This window comes from Nocardioides alkalitolerans DSM 16699, assembly GCF_000426525.1.
Classification (GTDB): domain Bacteria; phylum Actinomycetota; class Actinomycetes; order Propionibacteriales; family Nocardioidaceae; genus Nocardioides; species Nocardioides alkalitolerans.
Genome location: NZ_KE384533.1, coordinates 1,192,947 through 1,208,115 on the forward strand (window position 1 = coordinate 1,192,947; position 15,169 = coordinate 1,208,115).

At 72.0% G+C, this 15,169-nt stretch carries 15 protein-coding genes and 1 tRNA gene; 7 read left to right on the forward strand and 9 right to left on the reverse strand.

Features of this window, described 5'->3' with window-relative positions; all coding sequences use genetic code 11:
- Positions 1 to 83: 83 nt before the first annotated feature.
- Both K329_RS28930 and rarD read right to left on the reverse strand, forming a co-directional pair.
- Positions 84 to 2,231, reverse strand: a complete 2,148-nt coding sequence (locus K329_RS28930) for a PhoX family protein (protein ID WP_084541521.1) — start codon at positions 2,229 to 2,231, stop codon at positions 84 to 86.
- Positions 2,232 to 2,417: 186 nt separating this feature from the next.
- Entirely contained in the window at positions 2,418 to 3,359 is a 942-nt protein-coding gene (gene rarD / locus K329_RS0122515; RefSeq protein WP_245596660.1) for an EamA family transporter RarD, read from the reverse strand.
- A gap of 171 nt (positions 3,360 to 3,530) precedes the next feature.
- On the opposite strand from rarD, the gene K329_RS0122520 reads away from it, so the two are divergent.
- The 4 genes from K329_RS0122520 to K329_RS28935 are packed head-to-tail and all read left to right on the forward strand — an operon-like array spanning position 3,531 to position 7,315.
- A complete protein-coding gene (locus K329_RS0122520) occupies positions 3,531 to 4,568 on the forward strand; it encodes a sulfate ABC transporter substrate-binding protein (RefSeq protein ID WP_043644437.1) in 1,038 nt (345 codons plus the stop codon).
- Positions 4,565 to 5,434 carry a sulfate ABC transporter permease subunit CysT gene (gene cysT, locus K329_RS0122525; RefSeq protein ID WP_028474798.1) on the forward strand — a complete coding sequence of 290 codons (870 nt, stop codon included), beginning with the start codon at positions 4,565 to 4,567 and terminating at the stop codon, positions 5,432 to 5,434. Before K329_RS0122520 ends, cysT begins: the two co-directional genes overlap by 4 nt.
- On the forward strand, positions 5,427 to 6,275 hold the full coding sequence (locus tag K329_RS0122530) for a sulfate ABC transporter permease (protein ID WP_028474799.1): 849 nt from the start codon (positions 5,427 to 5,429) through the stop codon (positions 6,273 to 6,275). The genes cysT and K329_RS0122530 overlap by 8 nt, the downstream gene beginning before the upstream one ends.
- Positions 6,272 to 7,315: a sulfate/molybdate ABC transporter ATP-binding protein gene (locus K329_RS28935; RefSeq protein WP_052337239.1), complete on the forward strand. Its 1,044-nt coding sequence runs from the start codon at positions 6,272 to 6,274 to the stop codon at positions 7,313 to 7,315. The genes K329_RS0122530 and K329_RS28935 overlap by 4 nt, the downstream gene beginning before the upstream one ends.
- Positions 7,316 to 7,350: 35 nt before the next feature.
- On the opposite strand, the gene K329_RS30015 is transcribed toward K329_RS28935, so the two are convergent.
- Genes K329_RS30015 through K329_RS0122550 form a run of 3 tightly spaced genes read right to left on the reverse strand, consistent with a single transcriptional unit; the run spans position 7,351 to position 8,594 of the window.
- The gene (locus K329_RS30015; protein WP_028474800.1) at positions 7,351 to 7,677 is read right to left on the reverse strand and encodes a DUF202 domain-containing protein; all 327 of its coding nucleotides are present in this window, start codon (positions 7,675 to 7,677) and stop codon (positions 7,351 to 7,353) included.
- A 7-nt stretch (positions 7,678 to 7,684) separates the two neighbouring features.
- Positions 7,685 to 8,044, reverse strand: coding sequence for a YidH family protein (locus tag K329_RS0122545; protein ID WP_028474801.1), 360 nt, complete (start codon positions 8,042 to 8,044; stop codon positions 7,685 to 7,687).
- A gap of 58 nt (positions 8,045 to 8,102) precedes the next feature.
- A complete protein-coding gene (locus tag K329_RS0122550; RefSeq protein WP_028474802.1) occupies positions 8,103 to 8,594 on the reverse strand; it encodes a YajQ family cyclic di-GMP-binding protein in 492 nt (163 codons plus the stop codon).
- A 187-nt stretch (positions 8,595 to 8,781) separates the two neighbouring features.
- Here K329_RS0122550 and K329_RS0122555 point away from each other — a divergent pair.
- Positions 8,782 to 8,864, forward strand: a tRNA-Tyr gene (locus tag K329_RS0122555).
- Positions 8,865 to 8,939: 75 nt separating this feature from the next.
- On the opposite strand, the gene K329_RS0122560 is transcribed toward K329_RS0122555, so the two are convergent.
- The 3 genes from K329_RS0122560 to K329_RS28945 all read right to left on the reverse strand — a co-directional run bounded on the left by K329_RS0122560 (position 8,940) and on the right by K329_RS28945 (position 12,656).
- Positions 8,940 to 9,683 carry an SDR family NAD(P)-dependent oxidoreductase gene (locus K329_RS0122560; protein WP_028474803.1) on the reverse strand — a complete coding sequence of 248 codons (744 nt, stop codon included), beginning with the start codon at positions 9,681 to 9,683 and terminating at the stop codon, positions 8,940 to 8,942.
- Between the two features lie 73 nt (positions 9,684 to 9,756).
- The gene (locus tag K329_RS0122565) at positions 9,757 to 11,082 is read right to left on the reverse strand and encodes an NtaA/DmoA family FMN-dependent monooxygenase (RefSeq protein ID WP_028474804.1); all 1,326 of its coding nucleotides are present in this window, start codon (positions 11,080 to 11,082) and stop codon (positions 9,757 to 9,759) included.
- Positions 11,083 to 11,240: 158 nt separating this feature from the next.
- Positions 11,241 to 12,656, reverse strand: a complete 1,416-nt coding sequence (locus tag K329_RS28945; RefSeq protein ID WP_052337240.1) for a DHA2 family efflux MFS transporter permease subunit — start codon at positions 12,654 to 12,656, stop codon at positions 11,241 to 11,243.
- Between the two features lie 295 nt (positions 12,657 to 12,951).
- On the opposite strand from K329_RS28945, the gene K329_RS0122575 reads away from it, so the two are divergent.
- Complete coding sequence (locus K329_RS0122575; protein ID WP_028474805.1) at positions 12,952 to 13,539, forward strand: TetR/AcrR family transcriptional regulator; 588 nt, start codon at positions 12,952 to 12,954, stop codon at positions 13,537 to 13,539.
- A gap of 99 nt (positions 13,540 to 13,638) precedes the next feature.
- Positions 13,639 to 14,385, forward strand: a complete 747-nt coding sequence (locus K329_RS0122580; protein ID WP_028474806.1) for an NADPH-dependent F420 reductase — start codon at positions 13,639 to 13,641, stop codon at positions 14,383 to 14,385.
- A 3-nt stretch (positions 14,386 to 14,388) separates the two neighbouring features.
- Here K329_RS0122580 and K329_RS28950 read toward each other — a convergent pair whose 3' ends face one another.
- On the reverse strand, positions 14,389 to 15,159 hold the full coding sequence (locus K329_RS28950; protein ID WP_211225933.1) for a GntR family transcriptional regulator: 771 nt from the start codon (positions 15,157 to 15,159) through the stop codon (positions 14,389 to 14,391).
- Between the last annotated feature and the right edge of the window lie 10 nt (positions 15,160 to 15,169).

A 15,169-nucleotide genomic window follows, 5' to 3' on the forward strand; every position in this document is an offset into this window, starting at 1 on the left:
CTCCGTGCCCCGAGACGCACCCAGACGCACCGAGCCGGCACGCCCCGTGAGGGACGTGCCGGCTCGGGCGGCGTCGTACGTGGTCAGAACTTGTAGTTGACCGCCACCCCGGGGCGCGGGAACCGGTGGGTGTGGGGCCAGGTGCCCAGCGGCTGGGCGAACGTGCCGCCCTCGCCCGGGTGCTGCACGGCGAGCCACACGGTGCGGTCGCCGTGGGTGATGAGCGGGCCGCAGGCCTCGGCGCCGATCGGCACGGTGAGGAACTGCTCGACCTTGCCGCGGTTCGGTCCGGCGACGGGCACGCGGAAGATGCCGTCGTTGGAGCCGAGCACGTTGCCGTCGGTCGACACCCAGAGGTTGCCCTGGGAGTCGAAGGCCAGGTTGTCGGGGCAGCTGATGGGGCTGACCCGGTTCTTCGGGAACCCGGCGAAGTAGGTCTCCGGGGCCGCGGGGTCGCCGCAGACCAGCAGGAGGCGCCAGACGAAGGTCGCGCCGGTGTGCTGGTCGTCGATCTCGAGCACGTAGCCGTTGCGGTTGCCCGCCGCGCTCCGCAGGGGCCCGCCGGGCGTGTCCCGCACCATCGAGCTGCCGACGGGGTTGGCCTCGTCGGTGGGGTACGACGTGCCGCGGTTCGAGTTGTTCGTCAGCGCGACGTAGATCTTGCCCGAGACGGGGTTCGGCTCGACGTCCTCGGGGCGGTCCATGCGCGTGGGCTGCACCGCGTCGGCCGCGAGCCGGGTGTGCACGAGCACCTCGGCGACGCTGAAGCCGGGCACGAAGCTGCGGGTGTTGCTGGTCAGCGGGATCCACTGGCCGGTGCCGTCGAACTGGCCGTCGGCGGAGCCGTCGCCGGTCAGCTTCGCCACGAACAGCGAGCCCTTGCTGAGCAGGGTCTTGTTGTGGGCGCGGGCCGCGGCCGACGTGCCCGGGTCGAAGCGACCCTCGGAGATGAACTTGTAGAGGTAGTCGCCGCGCTCGTCGTCACCCATGTAGGCGATCACCCGGCCGTTGCGGGCGACGAGCACGTTGGCGCCCTCGTGCTTGAAGCGGCCCAGCATCGTGTGCTTCACGGGCGCCTCCCCGGGGGAGTACGGGTCGACCTCGACCACCCAGCCGAAGCGGTTCGGCTCGTTGGGCTCCTTGGCGAGGTCGAAGCGGTCCCACGTCTGGTGCCAGCCGCGCGAGCCCTCGGCGGTGATGCCGTAGCGCGCGTACGCCGCGGCGTGGCTCGCGGGGATCTCGCCCTCGGTGCCGAAGTACTGGTTGAAGTTCTCCTCACCCGACAGCACCGTGCCCCACGGCGTCGTGCCGCCGGCGCAGTTGTTGAGCGTGCCGAGCACGCGGGTGCCGGTCGGGTCGGCGCTCGTCTTGAGCATGTCGTGGCCGGCGACCGGGCCGTCGACCGTGAAGGGCGTCTCGCCCGTGATGCGGCGGTTGTAGCGGGCGCGGTCGTTGCTGACGATCCAGCCGCCGGCGGTGGCGTTGGCGCGCTGGATCTGCACGACCGACATGCCGTGCGACATCAGCGCGATGCGACGCTGCTCCTCGTCGGTGTAGAGACCGGCGGGGAACATCAGCTCCTCGTTCGTGTACTCGTGGTTCACCACGAGCAGCGCCTTCGTCGGCTGGGTGGTGTTGAGCACGCCGACGTAGTCGCAGTTGTAGCCGAACTGCTGGGCCGCGGTCTCGGGCGTCTGGCGCAGCACGTTGAACGCCGGGGCGCCGGCGACGACCGGGTCGCCCCAGGCGATGACGAGGCCGGAGTGGTAGCCCGGCGGCACCGTGACCTCGTCGCGCTTGTTGGGCGCGACGGGCCGGAAGGCGTCGGTCGAGACCATCTTGCCGCGGACGGCGCCCCGCGTGGCGGCGCCGGCGTTCCAGAAGTTGTCGGCCGCGGCGGCGGGGGAGGCGTGCCCCAGCACCAGGGCGCCGGCGCCGACGGCCGCGCCACCGAGCACGGCGCGGCGGGCGAGGGCGGTGTCGATGACGGAGCGCACGTGCTCGTTGCCCGAGGTGTTCGGCTCCGGCTTGTCGCACGCGTTGCCGCAGCGGTAGAAGCACGTGGCCCAGCTGCGCGAGCCGTGCGGGCCACCGCGGCGCTCGGCGGGCCAGAGCGGGAGGGTGCGGCGCTTGCGCGCCGGCTCGGCGGGGGCGGCGTCGTGGCCGTCGTGGGCGCCGCAGCACGAGGTGGCGGCGGTGTTCTGGGGGTCGTGCAGAGGGGTGGTGCTCATTCCCGGGAAGCTCCTCGGATCGTCGGGGAGAAAGAGGGGCCGCGCGGTCGCAGCCAGGCGCAACCTAGGAGCGCCCGCGTGCGGGGCGGCGAACCCCGGGCGACGCCGAGGTGAACGCGGGCCAGCCACCGGGCGCCGGGGCGCGGCCGTGCCGGGCGGCGACCGGAGGGCGACCGGGGAGCCGCGTCAGGTGGCCGTGGCGGCCGTGGCCGCGACCCGCAGGTGACGGCGGTGGCGCACCATCTCGACCGTGAAGATCGCGAGCGCCAGCCAGACGAGGGTGAAGCCGATCCAGCGGCTGGCGGGCATCTCCTCGCCGAACCAGAGGATGCCGAGGGCGAACTGGCACAACGGCGCGAGGTACTGCAGCAGCCCGAGCACGACCATGGGCACCCGCGTGGCGGCACCGCCGAAGAGGAGCAGCGGGATGGCCGTGATGATGCCGCTGGCGGCGAAGATCGCGGCGTGGCCCGGGCCCTGCGACCCGAAGACCGCACCGCCCGTGACGCCGAGGAACACGACGTACGCCGTGGCGAACGGCAGCACGAAGGCCGTCTCGATCGCGAGGCTCTCGACCGCGCCGACGTCGGCGGTCTTCTTGACGAGGCCGTAGGTGCCGAAGCTGAAGGCGAGCACCAGCGCGACCCACGGGAGGCGCCCGTAGTCGACCGTGAGCACGACGACGGCGACGCCGGCGACCCCGATCGCCGCCCACTGCAGCGGTCGCAGGCGCTCCCCGAGCAGGAGCACGCCCATGAGCACGGTGACCAGCGGGTTGATGAAGTAGCCGAGGGAGGTCTCCAGCACGTGCCCGGAGCTCACGCCGTAGATGAACATGCCCCAGTTGATGCTGATCGTGAGGGCCGCCAGGGCGAGCAGCCCCATGGTGCGGGGACGGCTCAGCAGGGCGCGGACGGCCGCCGTACGGCGCAGCACGACCACCAGCAGGCCCATCGTCACCGCCGACCACAGCATGCGCTGGGCGAGGATCTCGAGGGGACCCGCCGGCTCGAGGAGCGGGAAGTAGAGCGGGAAGACGCCCCAGAGCAGGTAGGCCGCGAAGCCCATCGCCACGCCCGGACCGACGGCCGACGCGGCGGTCGGGCGGGTGGTCTCCGAGGTCGTCACGCGGCGATCCTAGGGCCGCGCCGCCCGGCCCTCCCTATCGCAGATCGCGGGGGCACCGCACCGGATCCACCACATGGACACCGGAGGAGTCGAGACGATAAAGAAACCTAGGCTTCTCGACATTGATCACTCGGGCCGCCCGCATCGGCCCGCCGGAAAAAGGTGTCCGTCATGTTCCAGCTCTCCACCACCCGCCGCACGCTGCTCGTCGGTGCCGTCGCCACGTCCATGGCCGCGACCCTGGCGTCCTGCGCGAGCGCCGGCGGCAACGGCGGCGACAGCGCCGACGGCGACACGCTGCACATCGTCGGCTTCGCGGTGCCCGAGGAGGCCAACGAGGCGATCGAGGCCAAGTTCGTCGAGACGCCCGAGGGCGAGGGCGTCAGCTTCTCCGGCTCGTACGGCGCCTCGGGCGACCAGAGCCGCAAGGTCGTCGACGGCGCGGACGCCGACTACGTGCACTTCTCGCTCGAGGGCGACGTGACCCGCCTGGTCGACGCGGGCCTCGTCGCCGAGGACTGGAACGCCGGCGAGAACGCGGGCATCGTCTCGCGCTCCGTCGTCGTGCTGATCGTGCCCGAGGGCAACCCCGACAACATCCAGGGCTGGGACGACCTGACCCGCGACGACGTCAGCGTCATCACCCCCGACCCCGACTCCTCGGGCTCGGCGCGCTGGAACATCCTCGGTGCCTACGGCCACGCGCTGGCCGAGGGCAAGACCGAGGAGGAGGCCAACGAGTTCCTCACCGACATCTTCGCCAACGTCACGCAGTGGGCCGGCAGCGGCCGCCAGGCGACGGAGGCCTTCGACAACGGCCTCGGCAACGTGCTCATCAGCTACGAGAACGAGGCGATCCTGGCCCGCCAGCAGGGGCGTGAGTACGACTACATCGTGCCCGACAACACCCTGCTCATCGAGAACCCGGGCGCCGTCACGACCGACGCCATCCCGGCCGCGCAGGACTGGCTCGACTTCGTGCTCAGCGAGGAGGGCCAGACCGAGTTCGTGCGCACCGGCTTCCGCCCGGTCATCGACGGCATCGACATCGACGTCGAGGGCGCCAACGACCCGAGCAACCCGTTCCCCGAGCCGGCCAACCTGCTCACCATCGCCGACGACTTCGGCGGCTGGAGCGCCACCAACGAGAAGTTCTTCGCCGACGGCGCCCTGATCCAGCAGCTGCGCCAGGCGGCCCGCGACCGATGAGCTCCACCCTCTCCACGCCCTCGGGCACCCCGGCCCCGTCCGGGAAGGGCCCGGCGAAGGTCCGCCGGGCCCGCCCCAAGGACGCGCTCACCCCGGCGGCCGGACTCGGCCTCGGGGTGGCGCTCATCTGGTTCAGCCTGCTCGTGCTGCTGCCGCTCTCCGCGGTGGTGCTGACGGCCTTCGACGACGGCTGGTCGACGTTCGCCTCGACGCTGACCGACCGCGACACCCGGTCGGCGCTGCTGCTCACGGTGGGGGAGGCTGCGCTGGTCACCCTGGTGAACGTCGTCGTCGGCACCGTCATCGCGTGGGTGCTCGTGCGCGACCAGTTCATCGGCAAGCGGCTGCTCGAGGTGGTCATCGACGTGCCGTTCGCGCTGCCGACGATCGTCGCCGGCCTCGTGCTGCTCAGCCTCTACGGCCCGCGCAGCCCGGTGAGCGTCAACGTCGTCGGCACCCGGACCGGCATCTTCCTGGCCCTGCTGTTCGTGACCCTGCCGTTCATCGTGCGCACGGTGCAGCCGGTGCTCCAGGAGCTCGACGCCGACGTCGAGGAGGCAGCAGCCTCCCTGGGCGCCAGCCAGTTCACGATCCTGCGGCGCATCGTCCTGCCGAGCCTCGCACCCGCGATCGCCGCGGGCGCCTCGCTCGCCTTCGCGCGGGCGATCAGCGAGTTCGGCTCGCTGGTGCTCATCGCGGGCAACATCCCGGGCGAGACCGAGGTGGCGTCGCTGAAGATCCTCAAGTTCATCGAGGGCGACAACTACGCGGCGGCGGCGTCGGTCGCGTTCCTGCTGCTGCTCGTGGCGACCGTCGTCATCGCGGCGCTCGACGTGATCTCGCGGAGGGTGGCACGCCGTGGCTGACTCGACGTACACCCGCCGCAGGCGCGGCCCCGTCACCGTCGTGCTCCGGGTGCTGGTGATCGCCTATCTGTTCATGCTCGTCATCTGGCCGGTCTCCCTGGTGGCCGACCGGGCGTTCCGGCCCGCCGGGCTCGCGGAGGGCGGGTTCGGGCCGTTCCTCGAGCGGCTCACGGAGCCGGGCACGGTCTACGCCTTCAACCTGACGCTGACCGTGGCGTTCTGGGCGGTGCTCATCAACACCGTCTTCGGCGTCGGCATCTCGCTGCTGCTGGTGCGCTACCGCTTCTGGGGCCGACGGACGCTCTCGGTGCTCATCGACCTGCCGCTCAGCGTCTCGCCCGTCGTGGTCGGCCTCGCGCTCGTGCTGGCCTACTCGTCGGCGCGAGGGTGGTTCGGCGGGTTCCTCGAGTCCATCGGGTTCGCCGTCATCTTCTCGACGCCCGGCCTCGTGATGGCCACGGCGTTCGTCTGCCTGCCGCTCGTGATCCGCGAGATCGTGCCGGTGCTCGAGGAGGTCGGCACCGACGCCGAGGAGGCCGCCCGCAGCCTCGGCGCCAACGGCCGGCAGACCTTCTGGCGCATCACGCTGCCCGCCATCAAGTGGGCCCTCGTGTACGGCGTCGTGCTCACCGCGGCGCGCGCGCTCGGCGAGTTCGGGGCGGTGAAGATCGTCAGCCAGGGTGCGGAGTTCAACGGCGAGACCGCCACCCTGCTCGTGGAGAACCGCTACAGCAACTTCGACGAGGCCTCGGCGTACGCCGTGGCACTCGTGCTCGTCCTCATCTCGATCATCGCCCTCGTGGTGGTCACCTACCTGCGTCCGAAGGAGGACCGTCCATGAGCATCGAGGTCCGTGGCATCACCAAGGGGTACGGCGACTTCGTCGCGCTCGACGACGTGAACGTGTCCATCCCGACCGGCCAGCTCACGGCGCTGCTCGGCCCGTCGGGCGGCGGCAAGTCGACGCTGCTGCGCATCATCGCGGGCCTCGAGGTGGCCGACGCCGGGTCGGTGCAGATCGAGGGAGTCGACGCGACCTCGCTGCCGCCGCAGCGCCGCAACGTCGGCTTCGTCTTCCAGCACTACGCCGCGTTCAAGCACATGACGGTGGCGAAGAACGTCGCGTTCGGGCTCGAGATCCGCAAGCGCCCCAAGCCGGAGATCAAGCAGCGCGTCGACGAGCTGCTCGAGCTCGTGCACCTCTCGCAGTTCGCGCACCGGCTCCCGTCGCAGCTCTCGGGCGGCCAGCGACAGCGGATGGCGCTCGCCCGGGCGCTCGCCGTGGAGCCGAAGGTCCTGCTGCTCGACGAGCCGTTCGGCGCGCTCGACGCGAAGGTGCGCAAGGAGCTGCGCGACTGGCTCCGCCGCCTGCACGACGAGGTGCACGTGACGACCGTCTTCGTGACGCACGACCAGGAGGAGGCCCTGGAGGTCGCCGACGAGATCGTCGTCATCAACGAGGGCCGCATCGAGCAGGTCGGCACCCCGGAGCAGCTCTACGACGAGCCGGCCAACGACTTCGTCATGGGGTTCCTCGGCGAGGTCACGACGCTCGGCGACCACCTCATCCGGCCGCACGACATCACGGTGCACACCACCGAGCAGGCGGGCGCGGTGCGCGGCGAGATCGTCCGGGCCCTGCGCATCGGCTTCGAGGTGCGACTCTTCGTGCGGCCCGCCGGCGCGGCCGACGAGGGCGCCGACGTGGTCGTCACGCTCACCCGCACGTTCGCGAGGTCGCTCGGCCTCGAGGTCGGCACGGCGGTGTGGCTGGCTCCCGAGACGGGGGCGCGGGTCGTGCCGGTACGGCGCGGGTCGGCCGGCGTGCTGAGCGACGAGACGCCCGTGAGCACGGAGAAGGGCGCGACCGCGGCGGTGTGAGCCCGCGGGGCGACCGGTGCCGTCGGACCAGGCCCTCAGGGGCGGGTGACGGCGACGATCTCGACGAGGCCGATGCCGACGACGGCGAGGCCGAGCACGAGGGTCGTCGCCCCGCCGCGCCGACGCTCGGGTCGTCGCCAGCGGCGCGCCTCGAGCAGCAGGTAGGCGCCCGCCAGGATGGCGAGGCAGGCCCCGGCCATGCCCCACGGGCCCAGCCGGTCGAGGGTCAGCCGGGCCACCACGACGGCGGCCACGAGCAGCGCGAGCGCCGTGCGGTTCCAGGCGAGCGCGGTCCGCTCGACGGCCGCCGAGCTGGCGGCGTACGCCGTCGACGGACCGTAGCCGCGGGGCTCCTCGCTCATCGGGGCCTCACCGGCTCGCCACCAGCGCCAGCACCGCGGCGACCAGCACGCCCAGGGCCAGGACGGCGCTCATGGGCGAGCTGGGCAGGGGTTCCGTGCGGCGCAGGGCCCGCTCGGCGCGCGCCCACCGCAGCCACGACGCGAGGGCGCAGACGACGCCGAGCGCCACGAGCAGCACGGCCAGCGGGCGGCGCAGGTCGCCGTCGAGCCCCAGGTCGACGGCGTCGACGGCCACGCCCGCGGCCACGAACGCCAGCGAGGTGCGGATCCAGGCCAGGAACGTGCGCTCGTTCGCGAGCGTGAAGCGCGGGTCGGGCTCGGACCCCGCGCCGTACACCCAGCGGGGCCAGCGGCGGTCGGAGGACATGCCTGGCACGGTACGACGGCCGAATCTCTACCGCGGCGGCCAGGATTGCTGCCCAGGCTCAGCGGTAGTTCGTGAACTGCACGACGAACTCGTAGTCCTGCTCCTTCACGAGCGCCTGCACGGCCTGCAGGTCGTCGCGCTTCTTCGACGAGACGCGCAGCTCGTCGCCCTGGATCTGCGCCTTGACGCCCTTGGGGCCCTCGTCGCGGATGAGCTTGGAGATCTTCTTCGCGTCCTCGGAGGTGATGCCCTCCTTGAGCGTGATGCCGATCTTGGAGGTCTGCCCGGACTGGCGCGGCTCCGAGGCGTCGAGCACCTTCAGCGAGACGTTGCGCTTGACGAGCTTGCCCTTGAAGACGTCGAGGACGGCGGTGGCGCGGTCGTCGGCGGAGGCCGTGATCTCGATGGCCTCGTCGCCCTTCCACTCGATGAGGGCGCCCGTGCCCTTGAAGTCGTAGCGGGTCGCGATCTCCTTGGCCGTCTGCCCCAGGGCGTTGTCGACCTCCTGGCGGTCGAGCTTGCTGACGATGTCGAACGACGAGTCGGCCATGGTTCTCCTCGGGTACGGCGCGGCGTGCTGCCGCGGGTCGGTGCGGGTGGTGCGGCCGCGATCTCGGGCCCGTTCCGGGCCCGTCGGCAGGTGGTGCCGGCGGTTTCCGTGGTCGCGACGGTCTGCGCTATTGTTTCGTCTCGTTGTCGCAGGGCCAAGTCGTCAGACCGGGCCCCGAGGACAGCATGGCGGGTTGCCCGAGCGGCCAATGGGAACGGACTGTAAATCCGTCGGTTTATACCTTCGAAGGTTCGAATCCTTCACCCGCCACAGTGCGACGAACGGCCCCCGGCCTGCAGAGATGCAGGCCGGGGGCCGTTTCGCTCGTCCGACGAGGGTCGGGGCTCAACCCGCCGCGGTGGGCAGCTCGACGCCCGTCTCGCGTGCCAGTGCGGCCAGCAGCTCGTCCTGGAAGGCGACGTCGTGCACGGCCCGGTGGGGCGTGCGGCGCTGCCGGTGGTACCAGTAGCCGCCTGACGTGAGGGCCTCCGCATCGTCGCTGGAGGCGAGCCACGCCTGGGTCTCGTGGCCCTGGGCGAGGTCGTCGGAGGCCCCGGCGCCGCCCATCTTCGTCGGCACCCAGCCCGGGTCGACGGCGTTGACCACCACCTCGGGGTGCAGCCGGGCCAGGGCCGCCGTCAGGGCGGTGACGAAGAGCTTGCTGTCCTCGTAGGACCCCGGACGCTGCCCCTGCCAGTCGGTGCCCGAGGTCGTCGGCCGTCCTCCCTGGTGCATCTCGCTGCTGAGGTAGACCAGGCGACGCGGCAGGGGCGTCAGCGCCGTGAGCAGGTACGGCGCGACGACGTTCACGGGCATGACCGCCGGGCCGCTCCACACCCCGGCGTTGTGGACGACCGCGTCGAGGGGCCCGAGATCGGCGACCTCCGCGGCCAGTCGTCGTACCTGGTCGCGGTCGGAGAGGTCGGCCACCACCAGCCCGGCGCCCCGCGCCTGCAGGGGGCGCAGGACGGTGGCCCGCTCCTCGTTGCGGGCGTGCACCACGAGGTCGTGCCCGGCGGCCAGGAGCGACTCGGCCGCCATCCGCCCCAGGCCGTCGGCCGACCCCGTGACGAGGATCTTCCTGCCCACGTGCTGCTCCTTCTCCTGGACGCCCGTCGGACGCGGGATGTCCTCGCCGATGCTGCCACCGTGGGGGAAGGGGTCAGGTCAGGCGCGGGTCCGTGCCGTACTGGTGGGGGGCGCCGAGGTGGTCGCGCAGGGTGGGGCCCTCGTAGTCGTGGTGGTAGAGGCCGCGCTCCTGGAGCAGGGGGACGACCTGGTCGACGAACGTGTCGATCCCGTCCTCGTAGACGTCGATCGAGACCCAGAAGCCGTCGCACGCTCCGGCCTCGAACCACTCCTGCATGTGGTCGGCGGTCACGGCGGCGGGACCGACCGGCGTGGGGTGGTAGTCGATGACCCCGTGGGCCAGGACGTCGCGGATGGTCCACCCCTCGCGGGCGACCTCGAGCGCGCGCGGTGAGCGGGGATCGCCGGGGCTGGGGCGGGCGGCGTCCAGCTGGTCGGCGGTCAGCGGCTCGTCGATCTGGCCCACGTCGAGCCGCAGGCCGAGCATGGACCCGAGGTAGGCCACCCGGGCGGGGAAGGTGTGCTCGCCCAGGGCGACGCGACGGTCCAGCGCCTCACGCGTGGTGCTGGCGATCGCCGGCATCACGCCCGCGAAGAACTTCACCTCGTCGGGGTCGCGGCCGGCGAGTCGTGCGGACTCGCGGATGGCCTCGCGCTGCGCGCGGGCGTCGTCGATCGTGAAGACGGCGCCGATCACGGCGCTGGCGTAGCGACCGGCCATCTCGAGGCCGTAGGCGCCGCCGCCGGCCGAGAAGATCACCGGTTGCCCCTGCTCGGAGGGCGGGATCGCCAGCGGCCCGCGGGAGGCGACGTGCTCGCCCTGCAGGTTGACCGGCTGGATCTGCGCGGGGTCCGCGAACCGCGCACCCTCGGCGTCCTTGAGCCAGGCGTCCCTGCCCCAGCTGCCCCACAGCGCCTGGACGACCTGGACGGTCTCGTGGGCCCGCTGGTAGCGCTCGGGGCGCGGCGCGATCTGGCGGCCGAAGTTGGCGGCGGAGGCGGCGTCGCTGGTGGTGACGGCGTTCCACCCGGCGCGGCCGTGGCTCATGACGTCCAGCGCCTTGAAGGACCGGGCGAGGTTGAACGGTTCGTTGAAGGTGGTCGACCCCGTGGCGACGAGACCGATGCGCTCCGTCTCCCGGGCGATGGCGGCGAGGGTCAGCAGGGGCTCGAGCGTCAGCATCGGAGCCTCGTGGTCGAGGCCGGCGCCCAGCTGGCCCAGGAAGTCGGGGAGGAACAGGAACGCGAACTTGCCGCGCTCCGCGGCCCGGGCGTAACGCACCTGCGCGTCGAAGCTGGTGTAGTTCGAGACGTCGACCCCGGGTGCCCGCCAGGCAGCACCCTGGCTCCCGTAGCCGTTCCCCAGCTGCATGCCGAGGATCATCTGTCGCTGTGTCATGGGGGTTCCTGGTTCTGGTCGGTGGGAGGTGGCGGCAGTGCGTGCCAGGGGGTGAGACGTCGGGGTGAGCGGTCCTGGTGGACCAGCGGCGCTCGGGCGCGGTGACACCTGGCGCCGATCGCCTCCGCGGGTGCGAGGACCGCGGTGGTCGTCGGCCGTCACCCCTGCTCGGCGGGGACGGCGGCTTCGCGCGTCTCGATCTCCGAGGTCGGTGGGGAGGGGATCGAGGGGCGGCGCACCAGCAGGGTGATGAGGAGCGAGACGCAGGCGATGGCGACTGCCGCGGTGAAGGCGCCTCGGGCAGCGGAGACGGACTCGGAGACGGTCAGCGTGCCCGTGCTCTCCGTGTCGGCGCCGAAGGTGTAGGCCGAGACCAGGACGGCGGCGCCGGCGGCGCCCCCGAGCTGCTGGATGGCGGCGAACGCAGCGCTCCCGTGGGGGTGGAGGTGGCGGGGGAGGGAGGAGAGTGCGGTGGTGGTCAGGGGGCTCCACATGAGGGCCTGGCCGACGAACATCAGGATGTAGAGCGTCAGCAGCGTCCAGACGCCCGTGGTCTCGTCGACGCCGCTGAGGAGCCACAGGGAGCCTGCGACGAGGGCTGCGCCCGGCACGACCAGAGGCCGCGGGCCGATGCGGTCGTACAGCCGCCCGCCGATCGCGGAGACGACCGCGATGGTGACGCCGCCGGGCACGAGGAAGAGGCCGATCTGCAGGGAGCTCAGCCCCACGACGTTGTTGAGCAGCAGCGGGAAGATGACGGCGATCCCGAAGGCCGTCATGGTGAGCGCGAGCATGACGATGAGCGGGACGGTGAAGGACCGCACGGCGAAGATGCGCATGTCGAGGAGCGCGGCGTCGTTGCGCTGCAGCGCCACTTGGCGGAGTGCGAAGGCAGCCACTCCCACGAGCCCGACCGCGATCGGCAGGGAGGGGGAGACGGTGGCGTGACCGGATGCGGACTCGCCGATGCTCGCCAGCCCGTAGACCAGGGCGCCGAAGCCGATGGCCGAGAGGGCCAGCGAGAGCAGGTCGAGCCGGACCGCCTCCGGGGTGGTGATGTTGCGCAGCCGCAGGGCGCCGAGCGCGAGCGCCAGGATGCCGATCGGCAGCATGAGGAGGAACAGCCAGCGCCAGCTGAGCTGGGACATGATGAGACCGGAGACGGCTGGGCCGAGGGCCGGTGCCGCAGCTGTGACGACGACGACGAACGCCATGACGCTGCCGCGCCGAGCGGTCGGCACGATGCGCATCACGGTCGCCATGAGGAGCGGGAGGAACACCGCGGTGCCGGCGGCCTGGACGAGTCGCCCGGCGAGGAGCACCTCGAAGCCAGGAGCCGCGGCGGCGAGGGCTGTGCCGACCACGAAGAGCGACATCGAGGTCATGAAGATGGTGCGCAGGTGGAACTTGCGCATGACGAAACCGGTCGCGGGGATCAGGACGGCCAGCGTCAGCAGGTAGGCCGTGGTGAGCCACTGGCCGGTCGTCGCGCTGATGTCGAGCTCGACCAGCAGGGTCGGAAGCGCGACGCCGAGCAGCATCTCGTTGAGCAGGACCGTGAACGTCGAGACCATCAACAACCCGATGACCAAGGCGTCGCCCGGCGCGAGTCGCTGGTGGGAGCGGTCGGTCCGCCCGCGGGATCGGGTGGGTACGTCGTGGTGCGTCATGCCAGTGCTCGCTCTCGGTCACGTGAAACGGGGTATGCCTCCGGATCATTAAACAGGGGCGCCCTCCGTTTGTTCCCCGGTGGAGTTCATCTCGGGCGGGGCCGGCGTTGGTAGCGTGTCGGCAGAACGGGGGCATGCCCCACGTGCGCTCGCTGCTGCGGTCGGCGAACGCTCGTAGTCACGTCACGAAGGGCCAGCCATGTCGCCAGAGGGCGCCCGCACCCGCCGTACGCGCTCCGACTCGGTGCGCAACCGCTCCGAGATCCTCGACGTGGCCGAACGGCACTTCGCCGACCGCGGGGTCAGTGCGTCACTGGAGGCGGTGGCGCGGGACGCAGGAGTGGGGTCGGCCACGCTCTACCGCCACTTCCCGACGCGTGACGCTCTTCTTGTCGAGCTCCTCGATCGGCGTACGGCGCAGGTCGTCTCGGACATCGAGCGGCTCGAGCAGATGGCCGACAGTGGCGAGGCCCTCGCGGGGTGGATGGTGGCGCTCGAGGAGTTCTTCGGGGTCTTCGACGGCCTGCCCGGACCGCTGCGCGACGCCTTCCTCGAGGAGCACAACCCGCTGGCCTCCACCTGCATCGGGTTCATCGAGCGCACCGACCACTTCCTCGGTGCGGCCCAGCGCGACGGCAAGGCGCGCGCAGACGTGAGCGGACGCGACCTGTTCCTGGCCGCGCTGGCCCTCAGCTGGGCGCGCGGTTCCTCGCTGGCCGGACCGGACTCCCCGGCTCGACTGCGTGCGCTCCTGCGGGACGGATTCGCCGGCCCGGATGCCGGCTGACCCGCTCGCCCGGGGAATGATCCCGCGACTCCGTGACTTAAGTGGGGGCAGTGTCCGTTACGTCCGTCCCGGACCACGCCCCAACCGGAGGAGAAGCTCGTGAAGATCGGTGTACTCGGAGTCGGCAACATCGGTGCGACGGTGGCGCGCCGCCTGAGCGCAGCCGGGCACGACGTCAAGGTGGCCAACTCGCGCGGGCCCGAGACGGTGCCCGCCGCGGTGCTGGAGACCGGTGCCCGCGCCGTCCGTGCCGACGAGGTCGTCCTCGACGTCGACGTCCTGGTCGTCTCGATCCCGCTCCAGCACGTGCCCGGCATCAAGCCGGTCCTCGACCGGCTCCCTGCGGAGGCGGTCGTGCTCGACACCTCGAACTACTACCCGATGCGCGACGGGAACATCGCGGCGCTCGACGAGGGCCAGGTCGAGAGCGAGTGGATCTCCGAGCAGATCGGGCGCCCCGTCGTGAAGGCGTGGAACGCGGTCCTGTCCGACTCCTTCGACACCAAGGACGCCCCGGCCGGCACGCCCGACCGCATCGCCCTCCCGGTCGCGGCCGACGACGAGGCCCACCGCGCCGTCGGGATCGGGCTGGTCGAGGAGACCGGCTTCACGGGGTACGACGCCGGCCCCCTCGCCGAGTCGTGGCGCCAGCAGCCCGGGACCCCGGCCTACTGCGCCGACCTCACCGAGGACCAGCTCCGGAGCGCGCTCGCCGACGCCGTCGTCGGCCGGGCCCCGAAGCGCCGCGACCTCGCGATGTCGGTCATCGTCGAGGTGACGGGCGACCCCACGTCGAAGCCGGTCGACGACTTCATCCTTCGCCTCAATCGGTTGCTGTACTTCTGACGGTCAGGCGGGGTCTGCCGGGGCGGACCCCGCGGTGCTGGACCCCGCGGTGCTGGACCCCGCGGTGCTGGACCCTGCGGTGCTGGACCCTGCGGTGTCGGTCCCGGTGGGCACGTCGGCCTCGTGGGCGGCGAGCGCGGCGGCCGTCAGGCTCATGTCGATGTGGCGGCGCATCAGCGCCGCGGCAGCGTCCGCGTCGCCGGCGACGACCAGCTCCACCATCTCGCCGTGCTCCTCGAAGTCACGGGTGCGGGGGCCGGCTCCGGGCTGGAGCTCGAGGCCGAGCCGGCGGTAGCGGTCCGACTTGTCCCACAGGTCGTCGAGCAGCCGGATCATCACGGTGTTGTGCGAGGCGCAGTAGATGGCCTGGTGGACCTCGCGGTGCGCGAGCAGCGCCGGCTCGCCCCACTGTCGCGTCACCGGCAGGAGGCGGGCGACGGCCGCGCGCATGCGCTCGATGTCGGCCGGCGTGCGGTGCACGGCCGCCAGCGCGATCGCCGCGGGGTCCAGGGCCCGCCGGGTCTCGAAGAGCTCGCGCGCCTCGGTCATGTCCATCTGCGCGACCCGCGCGTCGCGGTGGGTGTCGAGCACGATGAGTCCCTCGCCGCTCAGGCGTCGTACCGCCTCGCGCAACGGCGTGATGCTGATGCCCAGGGCGGCTGCGAGCTCGTACTGCGAGAGACGCGAGCCGGCGGGCAGGGCGCCGGACAGGATCTGCGCCCGCAGCTCGGCGTACGCCACGTCGCCCTTGCTGGTGAAGGTGTGCGTCGTCACCACGCCATGC